This window comes from Oliverpabstia sp. (assembly GCF_022785585.1).
GTDB classification, from domain to species: Bacteria; Bacillota; Clostridia; order Lachnospirales; family Lachnospiraceae; genus Oliverpabstia; species Oliverpabstia intestinalis.
Genome location: NZ_JALFPR010000064.1, coordinates 1 through 23,043 on the forward strand (window position 1 = coordinate 1; position 23,043 = coordinate 23,043).

Annotated in this window: 19 protein-coding genes, 1 pseudogene and 1 riboswitch; of the genes and pseudogenes, 2 read left to right on the forward strand and 18 right to left on the reverse strand. The window is 46.0% G+C overall.

Going from position 1 to position 23,043, the window contains the following annotated elements; all coding sequences use genetic code 11:
- Both MSA64_RS03915 and MSA64_RS03920 read right to left on the reverse strand, forming a co-directional pair.
- A partial coding sequence (locus MSA64_RS03915; RefSeq protein ID WP_287890643.1) for a sirohydrochlorin cobaltochelatase occupies positions 1–1,188 on the reverse strand: 1,188 nt, incomplete at its 3' end.
- Between the two features lie 301 nt (positions 1,189–1,489).
- Positions 1,490–1,682: riboswitch (cobalamin riboswitch) on the reverse strand.
- Positions 1,683–1,909: 227 nt separating this feature from the next.
- Positions 1,910–2,545 (reverse strand): YczE/YyaS/YitT family protein, encoded by a 636-nt coding sequence (locus MSA64_RS03920; protein WP_277663598.1) that lies wholly within the window; start codon positions 2,543–2,545, stop codon positions 1,910–1,912.
- A gap of 189 nt (positions 2,546–2,734) precedes the next feature.
- Here MSA64_RS03920 and MSA64_RS03925 point away from each other — a divergent pair, with 189 nt between their 5' ends.
- A complete protein-coding gene (locus MSA64_RS03925) occupies positions 2,735–3,670 on the forward strand; it encodes an AraC family transcriptional regulator (protein ID WP_277663599.1) in 936 nt (311 codons plus the stop codon).
- An 81-nt stretch (positions 3,671–3,751) separates the two neighbouring features.
- On the opposite strand, the gene rnhA is transcribed toward MSA64_RS03925, so the two are convergent.
- From rnhA to hemA, 8 genes and pseudogenes are all read right to left on the reverse strand, one after another.
- The gene (rnhA, locus tag MSA64_RS03930; protein ID WP_022173191.1) at positions 3,752–4,228 is read right to left on the reverse strand and encodes a ribonuclease HI; all 477 of its coding nucleotides are present in this window, start codon (positions 4,226–4,228) and stop codon (positions 3,752–3,754) included.
- 13 nt (positions 4,229–4,241) lie between these two features.
- Positions 4,242–5,933, reverse strand: coding sequence for a MutS-related protein (locus tag MSA64_RS03935; RefSeq protein WP_154432287.1), 1,692 nt, complete (start codon positions 5,931–5,933; stop codon positions 4,242–4,244).
- Positions 5,934–6,003: 70 nt separating this feature from the next.
- A complete protein-coding gene (hemL, locus tag MSA64_RS03940) occupies positions 6,004–7,284 on the reverse strand; it encodes a glutamate-1-semialdehyde 2,1-aminomutase (protein ID WP_154432286.1) in 1,281 nt (426 codons plus the stop codon).
- Positions 7,284–8,267 (reverse strand): porphobilinogen synthase, encoded by a 984-nt coding sequence (hemB, locus tag MSA64_RS03945; RefSeq protein WP_287890647.1) that lies wholly within the window; start codon positions 8,265–8,267, stop codon positions 7,284–7,286. Before hemB ends, hemL begins: the two co-directional genes overlap by 1 nt.
- A gap of 122 nt (positions 8,268–8,389) precedes the next feature.
- A complete protein-coding gene (gene cobA, locus MSA64_RS03950) occupies positions 8,390–9,913 on the reverse strand; it encodes a uroporphyrinogen-III C-methyltransferase (RefSeq protein WP_154432285.1) in 1,524 nt (507 codons plus the stop codon).
- A complete protein-coding gene (gene hemC, locus MSA64_RS03955; RefSeq protein WP_235904503.1) occupies positions 9,906–10,802 on the reverse strand; it encodes a hydroxymethylbilane synthase in 897 nt (298 codons plus the stop codon). The genes cobA and hemC overlap by 8 nt, the downstream gene beginning before the upstream one ends.
- Before the next feature lie 45 nt (positions 10,803–10,847).
- Positions 10,848–11,246, reverse strand: a pseudogene (locus MSA64_RS11945) (precorrin-2 dehydrogenase/sirohydrochlorin ferrochelatase family protein); the annotation flags it as partial.
- Complete coding sequence (hemA, locus tag MSA64_RS03965; RefSeq protein WP_287890650.1) at positions 11,236–12,465, reverse strand: glutamyl-tRNA reductase; 1,230 nt, start codon at positions 12,463–12,465, stop codon at positions 11,236–11,238. The gene hemA and the pseudogene MSA64_RS11945, both read right to left, overlap by 11 nt.
- 208 nt (positions 12,466–12,673) lie before the next feature.
- Between hemA and MSA64_RS03970 the strand changes: the two genes are divergently transcribed.
- Positions 12,674–13,456 (forward strand): sirohydrochlorin cobaltochelatase, encoded by a 783-nt coding sequence (locus MSA64_RS03970; protein WP_154432282.1) that lies wholly within the window; start codon positions 12,674–12,676, stop codon positions 13,454–13,456.
- Positions 13,457–13,595: 139 nt separating this feature from the next.
- On the opposite strand, the gene MSA64_RS03975 is transcribed toward MSA64_RS03970, so the two are convergent.
- The 8 genes from MSA64_RS03975 to MSA64_RS04010 all read right to left on the reverse strand — a co-directional run bounded on the left by MSA64_RS03975 (position 13,596) and on the right by MSA64_RS04010 (position 23,025).
- Positions 13,596–15,152: an ABC-F family ATP-binding cassette domain-containing protein gene (locus MSA64_RS03975; RefSeq protein WP_022173183.1), complete on the reverse strand. Its 1,557-nt coding sequence runs from the start codon at positions 15,150–15,152 to the stop codon at positions 13,596–13,598.
- 384 nt (positions 15,153–15,536) lie between these two features.
- Positions 15,537–15,941 carry a GerW family sporulation protein gene (locus MSA64_RS03980; RefSeq protein WP_022173182.1) on the reverse strand — a complete coding sequence of 135 codons (405 nt, stop codon included), beginning with the start codon at positions 15,939–15,941 and terminating at the stop codon, positions 15,537–15,539.
- A gap of 15 nt (positions 15,942–15,956) precedes the next feature.
- Entirely contained in the window at positions 15,957–16,976 is a 1,020-nt protein-coding gene (locus tag MSA64_RS03985; protein ID WP_277663604.1) for a DUF2953 domain-containing protein, read from the reverse strand.
- Positions 16,967–17,302 carry a hypothetical protein gene (locus tag MSA64_RS03990; protein WP_022173180.1) on the reverse strand — a complete coding sequence of 112 codons (336 nt, stop codon included), beginning with the start codon at positions 17,300–17,302 and terminating at the stop codon, positions 16,967–16,969. The genes MSA64_RS03985 and MSA64_RS03990 overlap by 10 nt, the downstream gene beginning before the upstream one ends.
- An 81-nt stretch (positions 17,303–17,383) precedes the next feature.
- Positions 17,384–17,836: an NUDIX hydrolase gene (locus tag MSA64_RS03995; protein WP_022173179.1), complete on the reverse strand. Its 453-nt coding sequence runs from the start codon at positions 17,834–17,836 to the stop codon at positions 17,384–17,386.
- Positions 17,837–17,945: 109 nt separating this feature from the next.
- The gene (locus MSA64_RS04000) at positions 17,946–19,313 is read right to left on the reverse strand and encodes a peptidoglycan D,D-transpeptidase FtsI family protein (RefSeq protein ID WP_022173178.1); all 1,368 of its coding nucleotides are present in this window, start codon (positions 19,311–19,313) and stop codon (positions 17,946–17,948) included.
- A gap of 28 nt (positions 19,314–19,341) precedes the next feature.
- Positions 19,342–20,811, reverse strand: a complete 1,470-nt coding sequence (locus MSA64_RS04005; protein ID WP_277663605.1) for an FtsW/RodA/SpoVE family cell cycle protein — start codon at positions 20,809–20,811, stop codon at positions 19,342–19,344.
- Positions 20,812–20,832: 21 nt separating this feature from the next.
- Entirely contained in the window at positions 20,833–23,025 is a 2,193-nt protein-coding gene (locus MSA64_RS04010) for a U32 family peptidase (protein WP_287890656.1), read from the reverse strand.
- Positions 23,026–23,043: the final 18 nt, after the last annotated feature.

Consider the following 23,043-nt stretch of genomic DNA (forward strand, 5'->3'; position numbering starts at 1 on the left):
GATCTGAGTATCAATCTTGTCAAATGCTCCTGATGCCTCGAACTGGCTCTTCCAGGAATCCTCATCATCTCCGGCCATATCGTTATTTGCATGGTCTCCGGCTACTACCATCAGCGGACGAAGCACTACTTTTTTGTATCCCGCTTCTTTGATCTTTTCGATCACTGCTTCACATGCAGTATCTTCCGGTTTTCCTTCTACGGTACCGATAAATACATTGTCATATCCCAGATCATTCATCTGGCTCTGCATCTGGCTGTAGCTGATCTTTGCAGTGTGAGAAGTTCCGTGTCCCATGAATACAAATGCGGTTCCGTCTGCTTCCGCAACTTCCAGACTGTCGTATCCGGCTGTTTTCACTGCTTCTGCCGTGATGGCTTCTGCTACTGCTTTTTTGTCATCATTGACTGCATCGTCACTGTCCCCAACTTCTCCTAACAGTGGTTCTGCGATGGTTACGGATTCAAATTTATCTTTGTAGCTTTCTACTGCTTCTGTCAGTTCGTCATACTCAGCGCCATGCATCAGATGGGTCGGCTGTACAATCAGGTTCTTTACACCATTGTCTACGGCACGCTGCAGGGCCTGATCCATATTGTCGATCTTCTCGTCATCACGGGCCTGTACATGGTTGATGATGATCTGTGCGGTAAAGGCTCGTCTTACGGACCAGTCCGGATATGCGGTCTGCAGGGCTTTCTCGATACCTCCGATATCTGCTGTACGGCTGTCATTGAAAGAAGTACCGAAACTTACTACCAGCAGTTCGTTGTCACCGATGTCATCTCCGTTTAACGGATCGTCCTTGGATGCGTCACCGGTATCTCTTCCAAAGTAATCAGGGTCTGCATTTTCACCTTCTACCAGTTCTTTCTGTGCATCAGTCAGAGCATCCCAGGCTTCTTTGGCTTCTTTACACTGTTCGTCAGTGTTGTCGTTTCTTTCCTGCACATAGATCTGATCGATCAGGGCTGCTACTTTATCTGCTGCCTCCTGGTCAGATGCACTGTCATCTGCGGCTTCTTCGGTGGCTTCTTCTGTCGGTTCTGCTTCTTCTGTGGCTTCTGCATCCTGTGTTGTTTCTGTTGTTGTGGATGCACTGTCATCCTTTGCTGTGTTTCCACATCCTGTCATCATGGACATGGTCATAGCTGCTGAAAGCATCAGCACTACAATTTTCTTTTTCATCTCATGGTTCCTCCTGTCTTTGTCCTTTTGAGATTGTGTACCACGGTGGTACAGGACGGCTCTCCGAAGAAGGTTGTCTGGGGTCTTGCCCGCATGAAACGTAAAAAACCTCCGTCCGGAGACGAAGGTAGTAGGTACTACATTTGGAATTCTTCTTATAGTTTCAGAATCAGTTTCAGGGATACCAGAACCGTTTAACGGTTATAGATGTTTCTTTCACCATAAGTGCCGGAAAAACCATTTTTATACAAGCAAACAGGTTTTTCTTTCGTACTGCCAATTCCTCGTGGCCTGAACTTTCGTTCCCGTACTGCGCAAAGGCAGGTCTCCCGGCTGATCGCTCAAGCGGTTTGACACCTTCCCGGTTTCCCAGTGGTTTTTGTCTTCCCTCGCGAATCACGGTGACGAGTTCGTACAGGATTCACACCTGTTTCCCTTTTCACCGGATTAACAGAAATCTTCTGTCATCCGACACCTTACGCTTTTCTATGTGGTCGATATTCGGTAATTTTTACCGTTATCTTTTTAACAGAATGAGTATATCATTCTGCGTGCATACTGTCAATCATTATTCCGTGATTGTTGGAAAAACTCACGAAAAAATACACCGGATGCTGTGCTGTCTGCTCTCACACCGTTTTTCAAAATATGATTTCAAATATACTCCGTGCTCACAGAAAATCCGCTGGGACACCAGCGGATTTTCCCTTATTCTCGTTCTTTATTTGCGAAACATTTCTCCTGCTGCCATCTTATCCGTAAAATGTTCCCTGCAAAACTGGATAAACGGTCCCATACAAAAAGCATACACCAGGGTAGCCAGTCCCAGATCTCCTCCCAGAGCAAACCCGACAGTGCAACATACCACATCGGTACCGATTCTTACTGCCCGGAACGGAAATTTTGTTTTCTCTGCAAGTGTCAGTGCCTGTGCATCGTATGGAGATACCCCAAGTTCTGAAGAATAGTACAAAGCAGCAGAAATAGAAATCAACAGTACCACAATCAGCAATAAAATCACACGGACTGCCATTGAGGGATGTTCTCCCACCACTTTTACAGCTGCTTTTCTGGTGAAGTCTGTAACAAATCCGCTGAAAAACAGATTGACAATCGTTGCAATTCCAAGTAATTTTCTGTTAAAAACAAATGCTATACTCAGCAAAACGGCACACACCACAATGTATACGGTCTGATATGTCGCATGAAAGGCATTGGAAAACCCGAAAATAATAACACTAAACGGATCCACTCCAAGTCCCGAAATCTTTTGAAGCCCCACAGAAACAGCAGTCAGTGCTATTCCGATTACCGCCATCGCGATACGAACCCCCAGATTATTCTTTTTTGTTCCCATAATAAAAGATCCTCCTTCTCTTCCTCTCTCCTGAAAATCAGATTTTCATCTGTTTTTTATAACAAAATCATTCTGAACTTCCTTTCTTGTGTTTTAACACAAAAGACAGTATAATAATTTCACAGGAATTCAGCTATCACAATATCTGCAATTTCTATAACAAAATCAACATAATCCGAGGTACCGCTTATGTCAACAAACTGTCCTGTCATTTCCACCCAGAAAAATCTGAAAGAAAATCAGCTTCATGGCAGCCATGATTTTCCGGTTGATATCCACATGGATTATTTTCCAGTGTCGGAAAGCGGGGAACATACCCTGTATGTTCCCATGCACTGGCATCCGGAAGTGGAATTTCACTATCAGCTTCAGGGATCTGTACGGATTCAGGTTGAATTAACTGAATATGTACTCCACCCCGGAGAGGTGCTCTGGATCAATGCCAAACAGCTGCACGATTGTCATCCTGTGGGAAATGAAACCGCAGTATCGCATACCATTGTCTTCCACCCTGCTTTTATCTATGGTACCGAGTCTAATGTTCTTTTCCGAAAATACGTAAAACCTCTGCTCGGTAATCCGGCAACTCCTGCACTTTATATACGTCCGGAAGATCCTGAACAGCAGATACTTCTGCATATTCTCTACAAGTGTGGGATTCTTCACCAGGAACAACCGGAAACCTGGGAATTGCAGATTCTCTCCCATCTTTCCGACGCCTGGGGACTTCTCTGGAAAATGAGTCAGCGACCTGGCTTTACGATCGCTCCCGCAAAAAAAATATCCAGAGACAGAAAAGCACTGGATACGTTTCTTACTTATATTCACTCTCATTATACCGGTAAAATATCTTTGAAGGATCTTGCAGATGCGGTCTCTGTAAGTCCCGGGGAGTGTGAAAGACTCTGCAAACGTCTTCTCCACCAGACACCGATGAATTATCTGATGACTTACCGTATCGAACAGAGTATTCCTTTGCTTGTCAATACCTCGTATACCATCACAGAGATCGCTTTACAGGTTGGGTTCTCCGGTGCCAGCTATTATACGGAAATCTTTCACCGTATCATGGGAATCACACCAAGCGATTACCGCTGCCGGATCCGTGGAGATCTTCCCGGTTGATATTGCTAGTACAGCGTTTTATATACCAAAAAGAACATGTATTTTAGCTATTAATATAATTAAAATACATGTTCTTTTTCTTTATGCAATCCCCGGGTCCACCAACAGATTGTCTCCATCCGCCGCAGAGGTTGCCAGATAATCGCACCGCTCGTTCATCTCATGGCCGTCATGGCCTTTCACCCAGATAAATTCCACCTGGTGTGGTTCTTTCGCCTGTAACAGACGTTTCCACAGATCCACATTTTTTACCGGCTCATTCTTTCCACGCTTCCATCCTTTTTTGATCCAGCCATCGATCCAATGCTGGTTGAAGGCATCTACCAGATACTTGGAATCGGAATATAACTGGATCTGGCAGGGACGGTTCAGGGCTTCCAGACCCACGATCGCTGCCATCAGCTCCATCCGGTTATTTGTCGTCTTTTTATATCCTGCGGAAAGTTCTTTCTCGTGAAGATTTCCATTTCGATCGGTATAATGCAGGACACAGCCATATCCTCCCGGTCCGTCCGGGTTACCTCTGGCTGCGCCGTCGGTATAGATTTTCACTAACATAACAGTTCTCCTTTTATTTCCACACACCGGTTTCTTCAAAGTGTTTCGCGCTCTCCTGTGCCGCCTCGATAATCTTCGGATCATAACCGATCATAGCAAGCAGGCGGATCGCATTTCTCGTCATGGCTCTGCCGGTGCGGAGTTTATAGTCAAATACCACATCATTTTCCTGAATCTCTTCCTCAAAGTGATAGTTATCATACTCTTTTTCCAGGACATAGGACAGTTCGATATCGTGCGTTGCCGCCATGGCAAGAACTTTCGGTTTTGCCAGAGAATGCAGGATCTGTGAGGATGCGGCGATTCGCTCGATGGTGTTGGTTCCGCGAAGAACCTCATCCACGATACAAAGCACCGGTTCCGGTTTCTCACACTCTTCCAGAATTCGTTTCAGGGAACGGATCTCTACCATATAGTAGCTCTCGCCACCTGCCAGATTGTCCCGCAATGCCATAGAAGTAAGGATCTTCATAAAACTTCCACAGTAATCCTTTGCAATACAGGTGTGTACGGTCTGAGCCAGAATGGTATTGATCGCAATGGTTTTTAAAAATGTAGATTTTCCGGAAGCATTGGATCCGGTGATCAGCACTCCCCTCTGCATCTGTATGCTGTTTGCAACCGGATCGCCGATCAGCGGATGATACAGTTTCTCCACTTTCAAAGATGCACCCTCCCGGTCATTCACTTCCGCGAATTCGGGTTGACTGTAATAAGGCAGACTCTCCCGGAACGAAGCAACCGCAATCAAAGCATCTAACTCTCCCATCGCCTGATACATATCTTCGATGGTGGATTCATTCCCTTCTACATGTTTCAGCATCGAATAAAACTTGATAAAATCCACCTGAAAGATAATGCGAAGATAGGAGACAATGATTGCTTCCAGACCGTCCTGTACAGAATTCGTCGAAGCCACCAGAAAAGCACCCCGGCGGAAACTTTTCATTTTCTTTCTGCCTGTCCGGATCCGGTCAAGATAGGTCTGAATCACCGGATTGTCCAGTTTTTCAAACTGATCCGCTGCCCGCAGAAGACGAAGGATACAGACAAAGCAGTTCAGATACGGTTCAATCCTTTTGGAATCCCGTGTATGAACCACCGCACTGACGCAGAGCATCAGAAGCAACAGAAACATACACGGGATCGGGCGGATCAGCGTAGCGACAATTGCCGCTGCCGAAAGTCCTGCCAGCAGAGGGTATTTTCCTCTTCCTCTGCGATCCACGTCTTTCAATGCATCGATATAATCCGCAATAGACATTTTCCAGATCTTTTTGACCTCATTTACCCGTGTCAGCACCTGAATCCGTTCTTCTTCATGGGTCTGAAAATATGCAATCAGCCGTTCTCTTTCATCCAACACGTTTCGATCCATCTGCGGCTGGCGCAATATCTGGTAAAGTACATCTTCGCCGCAGGAAGAAAGTGTATTGTTTATACGTATAAAAATTTCATCCATCTGCAGATCGTTCCAGGTGATATCATCGATCATAAACTGCTCTCCCTCATTCCGTTTCGCATAATGGGAGATGCTTTCCAATTCCTCCTGGGTATATTCCCGATCCGGTACGGTTCCCCACCGCTGTTTCAGATGCCGCAGAAACCATTTGCGCTGCCGGATCTTATCCCAGATGATCATGGCAGCGCACAGGATCAGGATGCCCCCTGCCGTGAGCAGGGTTATCATCCATTCACTTTTCATTTATTTGATATCCTCTTTGATTAACCGTTTCGTGCCTTCGCAGTTGCAGGCCCTGAACGGTTTCCTCTACTTACTCCTGTTTCAGGAATCCCTCAAAGATTTCCAGTGTCTCTTTGGTTGTCTCTTCGGTATGGGCATTAGATAAGAACATTGCCTCGAACTGGGACGGTCCCAGATGGATACCATGTTCCAGCATATAGTGGAAGTAACGTGCAAACTCCTCTGTGTCAGAAGTTTTTGCGTCTTCATAATTTTCCACATCCTGATCGGTGAAATAGATACATCCCAGAGATTCGATATGGTTGACTTTCCATGGTTTTCCGTATTTTTTCACCAGTTCTTTCATACCTTCATACAGCTTTTCTCCCATCTGGCTCATATGAGTATAGATTTCCGGATGATTTTTCAGGATTTTCAGCTGTGTCAGACCTGCGGCCATAGCTACCGGATTACCGCTCAGAGTTCCTGCCTGATATACATGGCCTACCGGTGCGATCACTTCCATGATCTCCCGTTTTCCGCCAAAAGCACCTACCGGCATACCGGCACCGATGATTTTTCCGTAAGTCACCAGATCCGCCTCGATTCCGAACCGCTCCTGCGCACCACCGAATGCCAGACGGAAACCTGTAATTACCTCATCAAAGATCAGAACTGCACCATGATTCGTACAGAGTTCACGAAGACCTTTTAAGAAGCCTTCCTTTGGAAGTACCACACCCATATTAGCTGCGACCGGTTCCACGATCACGGCTGCGATCTGTCCTTCGTTTTCTTCAAACAGCATCTTAACGCTTTCGAGGTTGTTGTATACAGCCGTCAGGGTATCCTGGGTTGCTCCCGCCGGTACGCCGGCACTGTCCGGGATTCCTGCCGTCATCACACCGGATCCTGCTTTTACTAACAGAGCATCGGAATGTCCGTGATAGCATCCGGCGAATTTGACGATTTTATTTCTTCCTGTATAGCCTCTGGCGGCACGGATCGCACTCATCACGGCTTCTGTTCCGGAATTGACCATTCGGATCATCTCGATGGACGGAATATTTTCACAGATAAATTCCGCCATCTCCACCTCGATCTCGGTAGCCGCACCGAAACTCAGACCGCTCTCTGCTTTCCGGATCACGGCGTTCAGAACTTCCTGATTGTTGTGTCCGAGAATCATCGGTCCCCAGGAACTGATATAATCAATATATTTTTTGCTGTCTGCATCCACTACATATGGGCCTGATGCGCCCTCGATAAATCTTGGAGTCATCCCTACAGAACCATAGGCACGTACCGGGCTGTTGACACCTCCCGGGATAACCTTCACTGCTCTTTCAAATAATTCATCTGATCTGCTCATTATCCGATTCTCCCTTCGTCCATACATTTTGCCAGTTCTTTTGCATAATACGTCAGATAAATCTGTGCGCCGGCACGATAGGTGCTCACTGCCATCTCGCACATGATTCTCTCTTCATCGATCCAGCCTTTCTGTGCCGCTGCTTTCACCATCGCGTATTCTCCGCTGACACTGTAGGCTGCTACCGGAACGTTGGTCACTTCTTTTACTTTTGTGATCATATCCAGATAGGAAAGTGCCGGCTTTACCATGATGATGTCGGCTCCTTCATCCACATCAAGAAGAGCTTCTTTCACACCTTCCCGGCTGTTGTGCGGATCCATCTGGTAACTTTTTCTGTCTCCGAATGCCGGAGCAGAATCTGCCGCTTCACGGAACGGTCCGTAGAACGCAGATGCGTATTTTACTGCATAGGACATGATCGGGATCTCTTTGTGACCGTTTTTATCTAACATCCTGCGGATCGCCAGAACACGGCCATCCATCATATCAGAAGGTGCCACCATGTCCGCACCTGCCTGTACATGGGAAAGAGCTGTCTTGGCCAGCAGATCCAGAGTGCTGTCGTTTTCCACTTCATGCCCGCAAAGCATGCCACAGTGCCCATGACTGGTATATTCACACAAACACACATCGGTAATATAATACAGCTCCGGGAATTTTTCTTTTCCCACCTGAAGCGCCCGCTGTACGATGCCATCCTGGGCATACGCCTGACTGGCAATCTCATCTTTGTGATCCGGGATACCAAAAAGCATCACACTTCCCACACCTGCTTTCGCCAGGCGTTCCAGTTCATATGGCAGACGATCCAGCGTGTAGCGGAACTGTCCCGGCATGGACGGACTCTCATCTTCTCTTCCGGTGCCTTCCTGTACAAACATCGGATAAATCAGGGAAGACTTGTCCATCCGGGTCTCCCGTACCATCTTTCTGATTGTCTCTCCTCCGCGGAGTCTTCTCGGTCTCTTTATCATATCCATGACTGTTCTTCCTCTTTTCTTCTGTCACTTTCTATCTTAGCTTGGTTTCATTCTCTCTGCCGTCCGCTGTTTTCCTGCTTTCGCTACAGAGTGAATTCCCTGCAGATATTCTCCTCGTTATATCAGTAACTTCCGGATATCTGCCCTTTCAATTTTATTACCAGTTCCACCAGACTGTCAATAGATGCTTCTTTTGCGACTGCAGTTTTCATTCCGTATCGTAACGCTTCCTCCTGCGTCTGTTTTCCGATACAGGCCGCAAGAACTTTCGTATAATCCAGTCCCTCTGTGGCAGCTACAAAGCCTTTTACCGTTGATGCACTGGTAAATACGGCACAGTCGATCTTCCCTCTCTCAAACTGTCCTTTTTCATCGATCAGATCCTGATCTTCATAGAATGTATCATAAATTGCCACATCATCTACTATAAGGTCTTCTCTTTTTGCCAGTTCTTCGATCACTTCTTTATTGCCGATTGCCGCTCTTGCCAGTAATATCTTCGCTCCCGGCTCACATTCTTTTGCCATTTTTTCTCCCAGAGATGCCCCGTCGAAGACTTCCGGCATCAGATCAGGATACAGATTATGTTTCTTTAATGCTTTTTCTGTTCCTCTTCCGATGGCGGCAATTTTTATCTGTCCCAGTGCGCGGATATCTTTTCCGGCTTCCATCAGCAGTTCAAAGAAGATTCTTACACCGCTCGGGCTGGTAAATGCAATCCACTGATAAGTGTCAAGTTTTTCAAATACCCGGGAAAGATTTGTTCTGTCTTCCACCGGTTTCACACCGATCGCCGGAAGTTCCAGCACCTCGGCTCCCTGTTCCCGCAGTTTCTTTGCCATGCCGGAAACCAGTTCTTTCGGACGGGTTACCAGAACTTTATAACCGGCAAGCGGCAGTTTTTCATACCAGCCAAAAGTATCTGCCACCTGACAGACCTGTCCGACCACAATAATTGCCGGTGTCTGGATCTTCGCCGCATTGGAGGCCTGTTTTAATGTATTCACCGTAGCCACTACTCTTTTCTGCCCCGCGATAGTTCCCTGTTGTAAAACAGCCGCAGGTGTCTCCGGATCCATACCGGCTTCAAGAAGCCCTTTACAGATATCTTCCATCGCCGTGATTCCCATCAGGAATACCAGCGTTCCTTTTGTCCTGACCAGGGCTTCAAAATCAATGTTATATCTTTCTCCTGCCCGTTTGTGACCGGTGATCACATGAACAGAGGAACTGAAATCCCTGTGTGTGACCGGAATTCCGTTATAGGCCGGAACCGCGATACAGGAAGTTACACCAGGTACAACCTCATATGGAATTTTATGTTCGCACAGAAGTTCCAGTTCTTCTCCACCACGTCCGAAGAGAAACGGATCGCCACCCTTCAGCCGTACCACCCTTTTTCCTTCCTGTGCTTTTTCCAGAAGAACTTTATTAATATTTTCCTGCTTCATCGTATGATGCCCGGCACGTTTGCCCACGTTGATCTTCTCCGCATTCTCCGGTACCATTGTCAGCACACCGTCACCTACCAGACTGTCATATACCACAACTTCCGCTTTTGCAAGGATGTCTTTTCCTTTGATGGTAAAAAGTCCCACATCACCCGGACCTGCACCTACCAGCCAGACTTTTCCCTGTTTACTCATTCTTTCCAACCTCCCAGATCAGTTTTTTTGCCAGATTCACACCCAGGGTCTCCGGATCTTCCAAAGAGCCTCGCATCGTTCCTATCTTATGCTTTCCGGTACTTTCCTGATAATACAGCCCTCGCAGGAAAATCTCATCACCTTCGATTACCGCATGGGCCGCTACCGGAGAGGAACATCCGCCATCCAGATATCGGACAAAGGCACGCTCACAAAGTGCTGCAATCGTTCCCTCTCTGTCTGCAAAACGCTCCATATACGAATAATCTTCTCCCTGTCGTCCCTGAACTGCAAGAATCCCCTGTCCTGCTGCCGGAATCACTTCATCCGGCTCATAATATCTGGAAATCCGTTCTTCCAGTCCCAGTCGTTTTAATCCTGCTGCTGCCAGGATCAGCCCGCTGTACTCTCCTCCATCCAGTTTGTTCAATCTGGTCAGCACATTTCCGCGGATACTTTTAAAGGTCGCTTCCGGGTACATCTGCTGCAGCTGCAGGATTCGCCTCTGACTGGAACATCCGATAGGTTTCGACAGATCCAGGTTGTCTGCACCTTCCGGAAGCACCAGCACATCTCTGGGATCTTCCCTTTTTGAAAATGCCACGATCGGCAGTTCTTCCGGAACTTCCATAGGCATATCTTTCAGACTGTGTACGGACAAATCACTTCTTCTCTCCAGCAGTGCTTTATCCAGTTCTTTTACAAACAGTCCTTTTCCGCCCACTTTATCCAGCGTCCGGTCCAGAATCTTATCGCCGGTTGTTTTCATCGTAAGCAGACGGATCTCTTTTTGCGGACATTCTTTTTTCAGATATTCCATCACCATCTCACTCTGGATCACCGCCAGACGGCTCTCCCGGCTTCCGATGCAGATGGCATTGTTTACCATAGCCTCGATCTGTTTTCGAAGTTCGGCAGTTCCTTTATGGTCTTTACCCGATCCATTGATGCCGATCACATAGGGATCTTTCCGGATCACTCCCGGAAAATGAAAATCACATTTTCCCTGATTGCTTGCCACATTCACAAGAGCACCCAGACACTTTGCCACACTGTAGATTCCATTATTTAATTCGGGATCATTGGTGGCAGCCAGCACCATCCAGGCATCATAAATATCTTCTCTCTGATATTTTCTGTGGAAAATCGTAATTTTTTCTTCTTTTTTCAACTCTTCCAGCTCTCCGGTCACTTCCGGTGCCACCACGACAATCTGTGGTTCAAACGGAAGTAAGGTCTTTACCCGTCTTGTGGCGATAGCTCCTCCGCCGATCACCACGATCTTTTTTTCACTGATATCCACAAATAAAGGAAAAAAAGCGCTATTCTTCATATACTTTTTCCAGTCCTTCCACACAATCTATAAACGCATCCGTCTCCAGGGTATCCCTCAGCCCGAAGATCATCTTCGTCACTACTTTTCCCGCTGCCGTATCGATAGATGCTTCCAGGTCTTTCCGCTCCTGTTCGCTCAGCGGAAGTTTGCCAAGAATCTTATGTAACCGGAGATTCAGATCCGTCACCGCGTCCTCTTTGATCTCCTGAATCCGCGGAATCAGCGCCCGTCCCTGATACCAGACATAAAAATCATCAATTTCTTCCTGAATGATGGCTTCTGCCTGTTCCATCGACTGTATCGTTGCCGCACTCGGTCCGCTCAGTTTGAAATCATCGATGGTATACAGTTCCACGCCTTCGATCTCACTGAGTCCCGGCTCCATGTCCCGTGGAACGGCAAGATCAATAAAAACAATCTGTTTTTTCAGTGACAGCTTTTCTACCTGTTCTTTTGTCAATGTATAATTCGGGCTTGCTGTGGCACTGACCACCAGATCACAGCCCGGAAGAAAATTGAGACGTTCTCCATAATTGATTCTGGAACATCCCATTGGGATTGTCACCACACCGCTTCGGTACTGCCGGACGGTAACCGTCACATCCGCACCGGTTCGTTTCAGAGACTGCGCCGCCAGTTTTCCCATCTCTCCGTTTCCGATAACCATACATCTGGCATCCGGAAGCGGGAATTTCCGTTCTTTTAGCATCTCAATCGCCTGATCCATCGCGGTCTGATTTGCTCTGGAGAAAATAACATTCGTCTTTACTTTCTTTCCGGCCGTCACCGCTTTTCGAAACAGCACTTCCAGTACATTATCCGTCACAAAGGCCTCTCTCGCCAGCGACAGCGCATCCTTGACCTGTGTGATGATCTGATCTTCCGCCAGGATCATGGATTTTAACCCGCTGGTCAGATGAAACAGATGGTCCACGGCTTCTTCCTCGTTTCGCTCCACAAAATATTCCCCGTACTGGGTTGGATCCACTTCTTTAATCTTACATAGTTCTTCTAACAGTGTTCCGTCCCAGTCTGCTTTCGTGCTTGCCCAAAGCTCCATCCGGTTACAGGTGGACAGAATCACGCATCCCTGGATTCCCGGGATTTTGTTCAGCCGTTCCATCGCCGCTGTTGCATTTTTCTTTGTAAAGGAAAACATGGCACGGATATCTACATTTGCTTTATTATAATCGATTCCGATCATCGATATACTCATTTTTTGTTCCTCCCTGGCAGCATTTTATCGCAACTGTTCAGTTTTCTTACAGTTACAGGGCAAAATGCATTACGAGTTATCATACCACATCTTTCGCTTTTAGAAAATAGTTACACGGTTTTTTCTACAGACAATTGACAAAAAGTGATTAATAAAGGTACACTACATAGAGAGGAATTATCACTATTGATGAAAGGAACAAAACCTTATGTCTAAAACAAGAAAAGCGATTCTGGTGGTCAGTTTCGGTACCAGTTTTCCGGATACCTGCAAAAAGACCATCGATGTGATTGAACAGCGCATCGGAGAACATTTCTCTGATTATAAGATTTACCGTGCCTGGACCAGTAAAATGATCATGGCAAAACTTCTGGAACGGGACAATATCCGGATCAACAACGTAACCGAAGCCATGGAACAGATGATCACAGACGGCATCACAGAAGTGATCGTACAGCCTACCCATGTGATCAATGGTATTGAAAATGATCTGATGAAAGAAGATGCTCTTGCGTTTAAAAATCATTTTGAACGCATCACTTTTGGTGATCCGCTTCTTACCACGCAGCAGGATCATGTGGAGATCGTCAATGCCATCTGCCAGGAGTTCTCCAATCTCCCGGCAGACTGTGCACTGATCCTTATGGGACATGGAACCAGCCACTATGCCAATGATGTCTACGCAGCACTTGATTATCGTTTTAAAGATCTTGGATTTTCCAATATTCATCTGGCTACCGTAGAAGGCTATCCGACACTGGAAAATGTAACCCGTATGGTAAAAGAACAGGAAGCAAAAAAAGTGATCCTCGCACCTTTCATGATCGTAGCGGGCGATCATGCACGAAACGATATGTCCGGCGATGACGAGGATTCCTGGAAAAATCAGTTCCGGGCAGCAGGATACGATGTGGAATGTCGTATGAAAGGACTCGGTGAATACCCTGCAATACAGGATATGCTGATCCGTCACGTCACCGAAGTCTGCTAGAGTGTGGCTGAAAAGAAGCGATATGCAAACTCCTACCATTGCATACCGCTTCTTTTTTACTGTATTCCCTGTTGTCTCTTGATCCTGTCGACCAATTTTTCAGAGAGATTTTTATTATGTATTCAGTTTGTATAATGTCTTATCCCCGTTTTGTGGACCATGCAGAACAGTCCCATACACCGGTAGCCAGTCCTTCATAGAATTCCGGTTCGTGGCAGACCATCAGGATACTTCCTTTGTAGTCTTTCAGCGCACGTTTTAATTCTGCCTTTGCGTCCGCATCCAGATGATTGGTCGGCTCATCAAGAACCAACAGGTTCGTCTCCCGGTTAATAAGTTTACACAACCGCACTTTCGCCTGTTCTCCTCCACTTAAGACACGTACCTGGCTCTCGATATGTTTGGTGGTCAGGCCACATTTTGCCAGGGCTGAACGAACTTCGTACTGGGTGTAAGAAGGGAATTCTTCCCAGATCTCTTCGATACAGGTTTTCGTGTTGTCCTGGGAAGATTCCTGCTCAAAATAGCCAATATACAGGTAATCTCCCAGCTGGGCAAACCCATCCAACGGTTTGATCATTCCCAGAATGCTTTTTAACAGGGTCGTCTTACCGATACCGTTGGCTCCGGTCAGTACCACCTTTTCTCCCCGCTCCATCTCCAGATTCAGTGGAGAAGATAACGGTTCGTCGTATCCGATCACCAGGTCTTTCGTACAAAACAGCTGTTTTCCGGCAGTTCTTGCTTCTTTAAACAGAAACTGTGGTTTCGGACGTTCCTGCATCAGTTCGATCTTTTCCATCTTATCCAGCTTTTTCTGACGGGACATCGCCATGTTTCGTGTGGAAACTCTGGCTTTATTTCTTGCCACAAAGTCTTTCAGTTCACTGATTTCCTGCTGCTGTCTCTTATAAGCTGCCTCCAGCTGAGCCTTTTTCACAGCATATACTTCTTCAAAGTGATGATAATCTCCCACATAACGATCCAGCTTCTGGCTTTCCATATGATATATGATATTAACCACACTGTTTAAAAATGGAATATCATGGGAAATCAGGATAAATGCATTCTCATACTCATTCAGATACCGCTTCAGCCATTCGATATGCTGCACATCCAGATAGTTGGTCGGCTCATCCAAAAGCAGGATATCCGGTTTTTCCAGCAGTAATTTTCCGAGAAGGATCTTGGTACGCTGTCCGCCGGACAGTTCCGTCACATCACTTTCCAACCCCAGCTCCAGAAGTCCCAGCGCCCGGGCCACTTCTTCTACTTTCGCATCAATAATATAAAAATCATGCATTGTCAGAAGATCCTGGATCGTTCCCAGTTCTTCCATCATTTGTTCCATCTCTTCCGGGGAAGCCTCTCCCATCTGATCACAGATGGTATTCATCTTTTCTTCCATTTCATACAGCCAGGAAAATGCAGAAGACAGCACCTCCCGGATGGTCATTCCCTTTTTCAGTTCCGCGTGCTGATCCAGATAACCCACACGCACATTTTTCGCCCACTCGATCTTCCCTTCGTCCGGCATCATCCGGTCAGTGACGATCTTAAAAAATGTGGATTTTCCTTCTCCATTGGCCCCTACCAGTCCGATGTGTTCCCCCTTTAATAACCGAAAGGATACATCCTGAAAAATGGCTCTGTCACCGAATCCGTGGGACAGGTGTTCTACGTTTAATATACTCATAAATGTTATTCTCCTGTTCTTTGTTATGATACCAGAGTCAAAAGGTCGGAATTCTTACGCAATCTTGCTTGCAGGAAGATTTCTGAACTTGGGACCCGCCAAAAACATGAGTAAGTAGCTATTTTTCGAAGAAAAATGAACGGATTACTCATGTTTTTGAGGATTGCGGAAGTACGAAGTACGGAACAATCCGGTATTAAAGATATAAAAAGTGTCCCGCCATCTTGCGCAGCGGGACACCCTCTTAACAACTGCAAAATAAATTATATCCGATGATCATCAGGGCTGCTGCAATCAATACCGTCCACACACAGGTGGGAATCAGCAGCTGGATCAGCATACCCACACCGATCCAAAAAAGTACAAACCCCAGGACTCTCGTGATTACTCACCCTGCTTTTTCTCCTCTTGATTCAGTATATGCTCGATATCGTCGGCGGTATTCGCATCGTCCTTGTCTTTTCCTGTAAATTTATCTGCCAGATCCGGAACCATGTCGAGGATCTTGGTGATTGCATCCTGATTCTTTACATTTACCAACTTCGTTCCGTTTTTATTGATCACCAGAACAGCTGACGGGGAAATTTTTCCACCCATACCGCCTGCTCCGTTGTTTTTATTGCCTTCTGCAAATGCTCCGGCTCCCACGCCGAAAGATACATCTACCAGAGGTAAGATAATAGTATCTCCTACGGTAATCGCATCACCGACAACGGTTTTAGTGGTGATAAAGCTGTCCATTCCTTTAAAAAGTGCTTCTACTGTATTCTGAAAACTGTTTTCTGCCATAGCAAAAACCTCCTTTTATCTGATCTTTTTCAAAGTCTTTCGTACATCCGGGTTGCGATAGATCTTCCATGCCTGCCACAGCAGACAGGCTACCACGATCCGTCCTTTCATCTGAAGCTGTCCCTCCAGAATCTTTTCCTCAAATCTTGGATACACTGCCACGCCTTTTCCGTACAGCGGATAGGCGATCGCCACTGCACCGAGTATCTGTCCGGTCAGTGCCGGATCTTCGCATCCGAAGGTGATGGATCCTCTGATTTTTCGTGGCAGAACATGGCGGATCAGTTTTCTTCCCTTTTCTGTCAGAAAATGAAGTGCAGCCAGCGTACTCTCTTCGTTCCACAGCGTCCGCCATCGCTTTATTTTATCATAGAATCCCCGGAATGTTAACCTGATATTTGTAAGCTTTTTCTTTAGTTTTCCCGGAAATTCCAAAATCGAACCGACGATTTTTTTACATCTGTTCCAGAATCGTGACAGTTTGTCGGAGACTTTTTCCTTTTCCTGCTGTTTTCGTTCTGCTGTCTCTATTTCTGTCTTTTTCGCCTCCGGCGCAGCCGTCTTCGATTTCTCTGGGTTCGTCTGTTTTTCTGTCGATTTTTGCTCTTTCGCAGCCGTTCGTGTCTTTTCTTCTATCTGTAACGGTTTTTCCTGCCCTTTTTTCTTCGCAGCTGTTCTTTTTTCCGGTTCATTCTTCTGCTGTACTGCTTTTTTTCTCCGTTCTTTCTGCTCCTGTACCTTTTTCTTTCTTCTCTTCTTTTTCCACTCTCTGACAGCCGCTCCGGCTTTTTTCAGTGGTACCCCAAAAAGATAGCACTCCCAGTCCAGTTCTTTCTCCTGGTACTGTATTCGCAGATGAATCAGATGCAGTACCCATGAAACCTTCACTTTTCCATTTGCTTCGCTCCATCCCGGAGATGATTTTTCTCCCTCCAGACGGTATCTTACCGGAACAAACAGCACCGAAAACACAATAACCAGTAACACCAGCAGGATGATTCCCAGAATTTTTAAAATTGTCAGTATTACATACATGATTCATCCTCCTGTTGTCTGCCGAGATAACGGCGGATGTCTCCGTTTTTCTGCATTTTATATGTAGCCTCGGCAAGCTGCCGGACCAGTTCCAGTGCTTCTCCATAGCCGCATGCAATTCCGATAATCTCCGGACATCTTCGATACACGGTTTTCTGCAACATTTGGTTGGCTCCTATAATTTCCAGCTGATTCTCCGGATTCTGTGCCAGAGTGATCAGGTACACCTCATACTGGGGTCTTCGATGTTCCACACGCCAGCGGATCCTGGTTGCTTTTTTCTTTGCCTGCTCTCCATAGTATAAGTTCTTCGACCAGTTCAGCATCCTGTTTTCAAAAACACCCCTTTCTTATGCGGAAAAGGGAGAGATCTTTTATCCCTCCCCATTTTTCAACATGTATTTATTTTAAAAATACTTGCGGTTTCCCCAGAGATTAGATTTTCGCAAATCCAAATACTCGTTGTACGCCATCTCCAGAATCTGACGTTCATTGGAAAATTTCAGCAGATGGTAAGCCTCGTGAAATTTGTAATATCCGGAATCCACAAAATACTCTTCCCGTTGTGGTCTGCTGTGATAGCTGTTCGCTGACATCAAAAACCAGTGTACATCTTTTTCCACCACATCATTCTGAATATTGAAGCTGTACTGACTTTTTCCCACATATTTGATAATGGAAGCCTGTACTCCTGCTTCTTCTTTTACCTCACGGAGAGCCGTCTCATGATATTCCTCTCCTTCTTCCACAGTTCCCTTTGGCAGAACCCATCCTTCATACCTGTTTTTATAGCTTTTGTATAAAGTCAGGATTTTTCCCCGATATATTACCACTCCGCCACAGCTCGTTGCCTCGACCATTTGCAAATCCTCCTGTAATGCGTTGTGTATCTTTTTGCTGCTGTTTTCCATCTTCAGCAACATTCTCACTGCCTAAAGTATACCTCTTTTCTGAAAACTCTGCAACCTTTTAGTTATTGTAATACGCATCAAAGATTTTCTGTGCGATCGGCACTGCCACTTCGCTTCCGGAACCGGATTCCTCAGCGATAACACTGACTACAATATCCGGGTCTTCCACATTGGAAAATCCAACAAACCATGCGTGCGGTGTGGTGCTGCTGGCATCTCCGTGTTCTGCTGTTCCTGTCTTTCCTGCAGCCGTATAACCTCTTCCGGAAAGTGCCGATCCGGTTCCGCTCTCCACAACACCAGTCATCAGTTCTGTCAGTTTTGAAGCTTCCTGTGTGGTCATCAGTTTTTTATAAATCTTTGGTGTATAGGATTTTACTGTTGTTCCTGTATAGCTTTCAATCTTTTCTACCAGATATGGTGTCATCAGATTGCCGCCATTTGCCACCGCGCTTGTCAGCATCGCCATATACATCGGAGATACCAGGGTATCCCCCTGTCCGATCGCAGTCTGCATCGTCAGCGCATCTGCACTGTTTGCCTCCAGATCAAAGTTACACTTGCGATATGGAAGATCGATCGGAAGCTGTGTATTAAATAACAGTCCTTTTACTGTCTCTACATACTCACTCCGATTCAGATCCACGCCAATCTGTGCAAATGCCGAGTTACAGGAATGTGCAAACGCACTTGCAAAATCTTCATGCCCATGTACGCTGTTATGATAGCAGTGGATCGTATACCCACCATTCTCCACTTCACCGACACAGTCAAAGGAAAAATTATCAAACGTATTGTTCTGTCTCCAGTATGCCAGTGCCGTGATAATTTTAAAGGTTGACCCCGGTGGATACTGCCCCTGTGTTGCTCTGTTTACGAGAATCGAACTGTTTGCATCTGCATTGATCTGATCCCAGTCATCTGAGATCGTGTTCGGATTAAAGTCCGGTTTGCTTACCATGGCAAGAATCTTACCGGTATCCGGCTCCATTACCACAACTGCACCTTTCCGATCACCCAGCGCATCATATGCTGTCTGTTGTAATTTTGTATTCAGCGTTGTACAGACATTGTCCCCAACATTTTTCTGATTCTGAAATTCTTTCTGCACCTGTTCTGCTACATTGGCATGAGAGGTCAGTAACTGGGAGTTCATCACCTGTTCCAGACCACTGGTACCCTTATCCGAGTATCCCACAACATGAGCAAATACATTTTCATACGGATACATCCGAAATTCATTTCCATTCGCATCTGTTTCTGTACTTGCCAGAATATCTCCATCGGAAGCCAGAATCTTTCCTTTTGTTACCCGCTCCTGGTACGTTCCCTGCCGTTTGCTGTTATATGGGCTGTTCGCATATTCATCTCTCAGTTCCACGTTAAAATAAACCAGATAGCCGATCAGCGCTAGAAAAATCCCCACAAAGCAATAGGCAATGATCGTATATTCCTTACCAGTTGAGGCTTTTTTCTGTTTGTTCCTGGATTTTTTCTTCGAGGGTTTTCTCTCGATATCCAGTTCCTCCTGATAGTCCGTTTCCTCCAGGCGGGTTCTGTTTTGGTGGTTTCTTTGATTTTTTACGTTTTTCTTTTCTCTTTCTTTCAAGTTCTTCACCTTCGTCTTCTCTGAGAATATACAGTCCCTGGATGATGGCAAACATCAGAATCGTACAGATTACCGAGCTTCCGCCATAGCTTACCAGTGGAAGGGTAATTCCTGTCATAGGAATAAATTTGCTGGTTCCGCCGACTGTCAGAAATACCTGAAATGCATACTCTGCACCCAGTCCCATCGCGATCAGCTTATAAAATGGTTTGCTCATCTGCATGGAAACATTGACAATCATCAGATAGCAGCTCATGCAGACCAGTAGCATGCAGATTGCAAAGATCGCTCCCAGTTCCTCACAGATCGCTGCAAATATAAAATCCTTGTCCACTACAGGGATGATATTCGGCATTCCTTTTCCAAGTCCCATACCGAACCATCCGCCGGCACTGATGCCGAACAGTCCCTGTGCAACCTGATATCCCCCTCCGACTTTATCATATACCGCAATGGGATCCTGCCATACGATCACACGCTGCCGTACATGATTAAACAGAAAATACGCCACAACCGCAGCCAGAGTGCCGCCGGCAAGACCTGCCAGCGCATACCGTGCTTTCTTTGTTGCCACATACAACATGACAATATATGCCACAAAGAAAACGACCGCACTTCCCAGGTCTTTTGACACAACCAGAATCAGCACGTGAGTCGCTGCTACCACAGTTGTGATCACAACCCTCTTAAAGCCGGTATCTTCTCTCAACATACCTGCCACGAAAAATACAAAGGTGATCTTTACCAGTTCCGAAAACTGGAAGGTAACACCGCCAATCTCAATGGATAGCTTGGCTCCTCCGGAGATCGCCGCCATGGCAAGCACCACCATCAAAAGAGCAAGTCCCACGATTCCATACAGCCAGGTCAGATCCTTTAAAATTTTTACCTTTCTTACGATCACCGGTACAATAAACGAAAGTACCATACCGATAACCACGATTTCAAACTGCTTGACTGCCTTACCAAAACTCAGTCTGCTTAAGATCAGAAACCCGATACTCAAAAGCATACACATATTATTGACAATCAACATATTTCCTTTTCTGTAAATCACCCGATACAGAATCTGTACCACGACAATAAACAAAAACACTGCTCCGTACATCATCAGCATCTTCATATCGTTGTCCTGCAAAAACAACACTGTATATGCTACCAGGTTCATAAACAGCATCAGTACGATCTGTCTGCGCAGCACATTTTTCTGATCTTCAATATCCCGTTTCCGAAATACGGTAAAACAGGAAAATGTATAGATCATCATCAGAAGAATGATGAGATATTTGGATACTTCTGTGATTACATTTTCCACTGCATCTCCTCCACTTTCTGTCTATTCCACACCTCGCTGGAAATGTCCTTTGGTTGTCTCTTCTGTCTGCATCTGCCCATCCGGCTTCTGTCCTCTCAGATATACGTCCACAAATGCCCGGACAATCTTTTCTGTCTCCTGCTGTGTTTCTGTCGTAAACGAAAGACGATATGCCTTTACACCCAGTTTTTCTGCTTTTTCCTTTTCTTTCAGCAAAGAAGTTGGCAACGTATTGTAGATTGTATTATAACAGAACTCACAGCTGCATACACCGTGGAATTCTTTCTGATATCTGTCTTTCAAAACATATTGTACACAGGCATGATTACAGTGATCCATCGTTTTTTGCACACACTGCACGGAAACCATCATCGGTGTATAACCGTATACAGTCAGTTCACTGTTTTTATTGTTTCTGTGTACCAGTTCTTTTGCATTCAGTTCCAGCGGAACCGTATCTCCGAGAATTCCTTTTTTCATCCAGAACGCTTCTGCCCGGTTGTTCATTGTATAAATATTCGCATCCAGAACGATCCGGGAGGTAAGTCCCATCGCATCCAGGATTCCATAGCTTTCCATATTCCGCACCAGAAAGCCTCCAAGACCTTTCTGAACCAGTTCTTGAAAAGTCTCTTTCCTTCCATCAAGTTCCCGGTCTCGAACGATTCGCGGCAATGTAAGAAACAGTTCTTTCCCCTCTTCTTCCAATCTGTGAATCCATCTCTCCACATTCTGAACAAAACCAGACACCGGAAAGATTCCACAGTTCGCATAGATTCTCTTAACTCCATCTGTCTTTTCCACTGCTGCAAGCTGTTCTTCTGTCTCCACAGCAGCTGTGAGAAACTCCTTGGTTGTCTGTTTTTCTGTCTCCGGTATATCTTTGAGATCTCGTTCTTTTGCTTTTCGCTGTTTCCACGGACGAAGCATCTCTTCTTCCAGTGCTTCCAGCCCCTGTCGTCTCAGATGATTCAGCTGCTGCATCGGAAGAAAAATATCATCTCCCATAAAAATATCCAGTTTTTCAAATATAAAGCCGGATCCTCCGGTTTTTTCCATCTGTCTGCGGATCCTTTCTTCCCCCAGCGGACAATTCATGGCTGTCTGCACAGTTTCCCCTTCTACTGTCACTCTGCAGTCACCTGCCTGTACTTCCAGAATCGCAGGACATCCATTATACAGGCTCATGGTTCCCCGTATCAGAACCGGCGTCTTTTTGTCCATATATTCTTTCCGTATTCTGGTAAATAATTCTTCATTTCGAATGATACCGGCACTTTTTTCATTTTCAAGTGCCATCATGGACCGTCCGTTTCGCTGCTTGTAATAGCTCTGGTGAAAACCATCCCGGTTATAAATATCCCACAGCATCTGTTTGTCCTCTTTGGTGACGATCGGCCTTTTTTCCCCGGAAAGATACTTGTCCAGATATTTCCGGTAAACAGACACCACACCAGCAGTGTATTCCGGTTTTTTCATTCTCCCTTCAATTTTCAGGGAATATACGCCTGCTTCAATGATCTCCGGCAGGATATCTACCGTACACATATCTTTCGGACTCAACGCATACCCGGTCCGGTCATTATTCAGGCGTTTTCCGTCCCGATAAACCTGATAAGGCAGACGGCAGGGCTGTGCACATCTTCCCCTGTTTCCGCTTCTTCCTCCGATCATGCTGCTCATCAGACACTGACCGGAATAACAATAACAGAGGGCTCCGTGAACGAAACTCTCGATTTCCATATGCGTGGCATCGTAAATTTTTTTAATTTCTTCCAGTGACAGCTCCCTCGCAGTCACCACACGGGTTGCCCCGGCTTTCTGTAAAAGCTTTGCGCTCTCCACACCGGTGATCGTCATCTGCGTACTGGCATGAATATGCAACCCCGGAAAATATGTTTTGACAAAGTCCATCACACCCGGATCCTGTACAATAACCGCATCCAGTCCCGCCTCGTAAAGCGGAGCCAGATATTCGTACAGTTCCGTTTCCAGTTCCCGGTTTTTCAACAGTGTATTGATGGTCAGATACAACTGTTTTCCCTTCAGATGTGCCAGATCGATCGCCCGGATCAGCTGTTCCTGATCCAGATTGTCGGCATAGGCACGGGCTCCAAATTTCTGACCGCCCAGATAGACAGCATCCGCCCCGGCTTCAAATGCAGCCTCCAGAGCCTCATAAGAACCGGCGGGTGCCAGTAATTCTACCGTCATATACTCCTCCTTACAAAA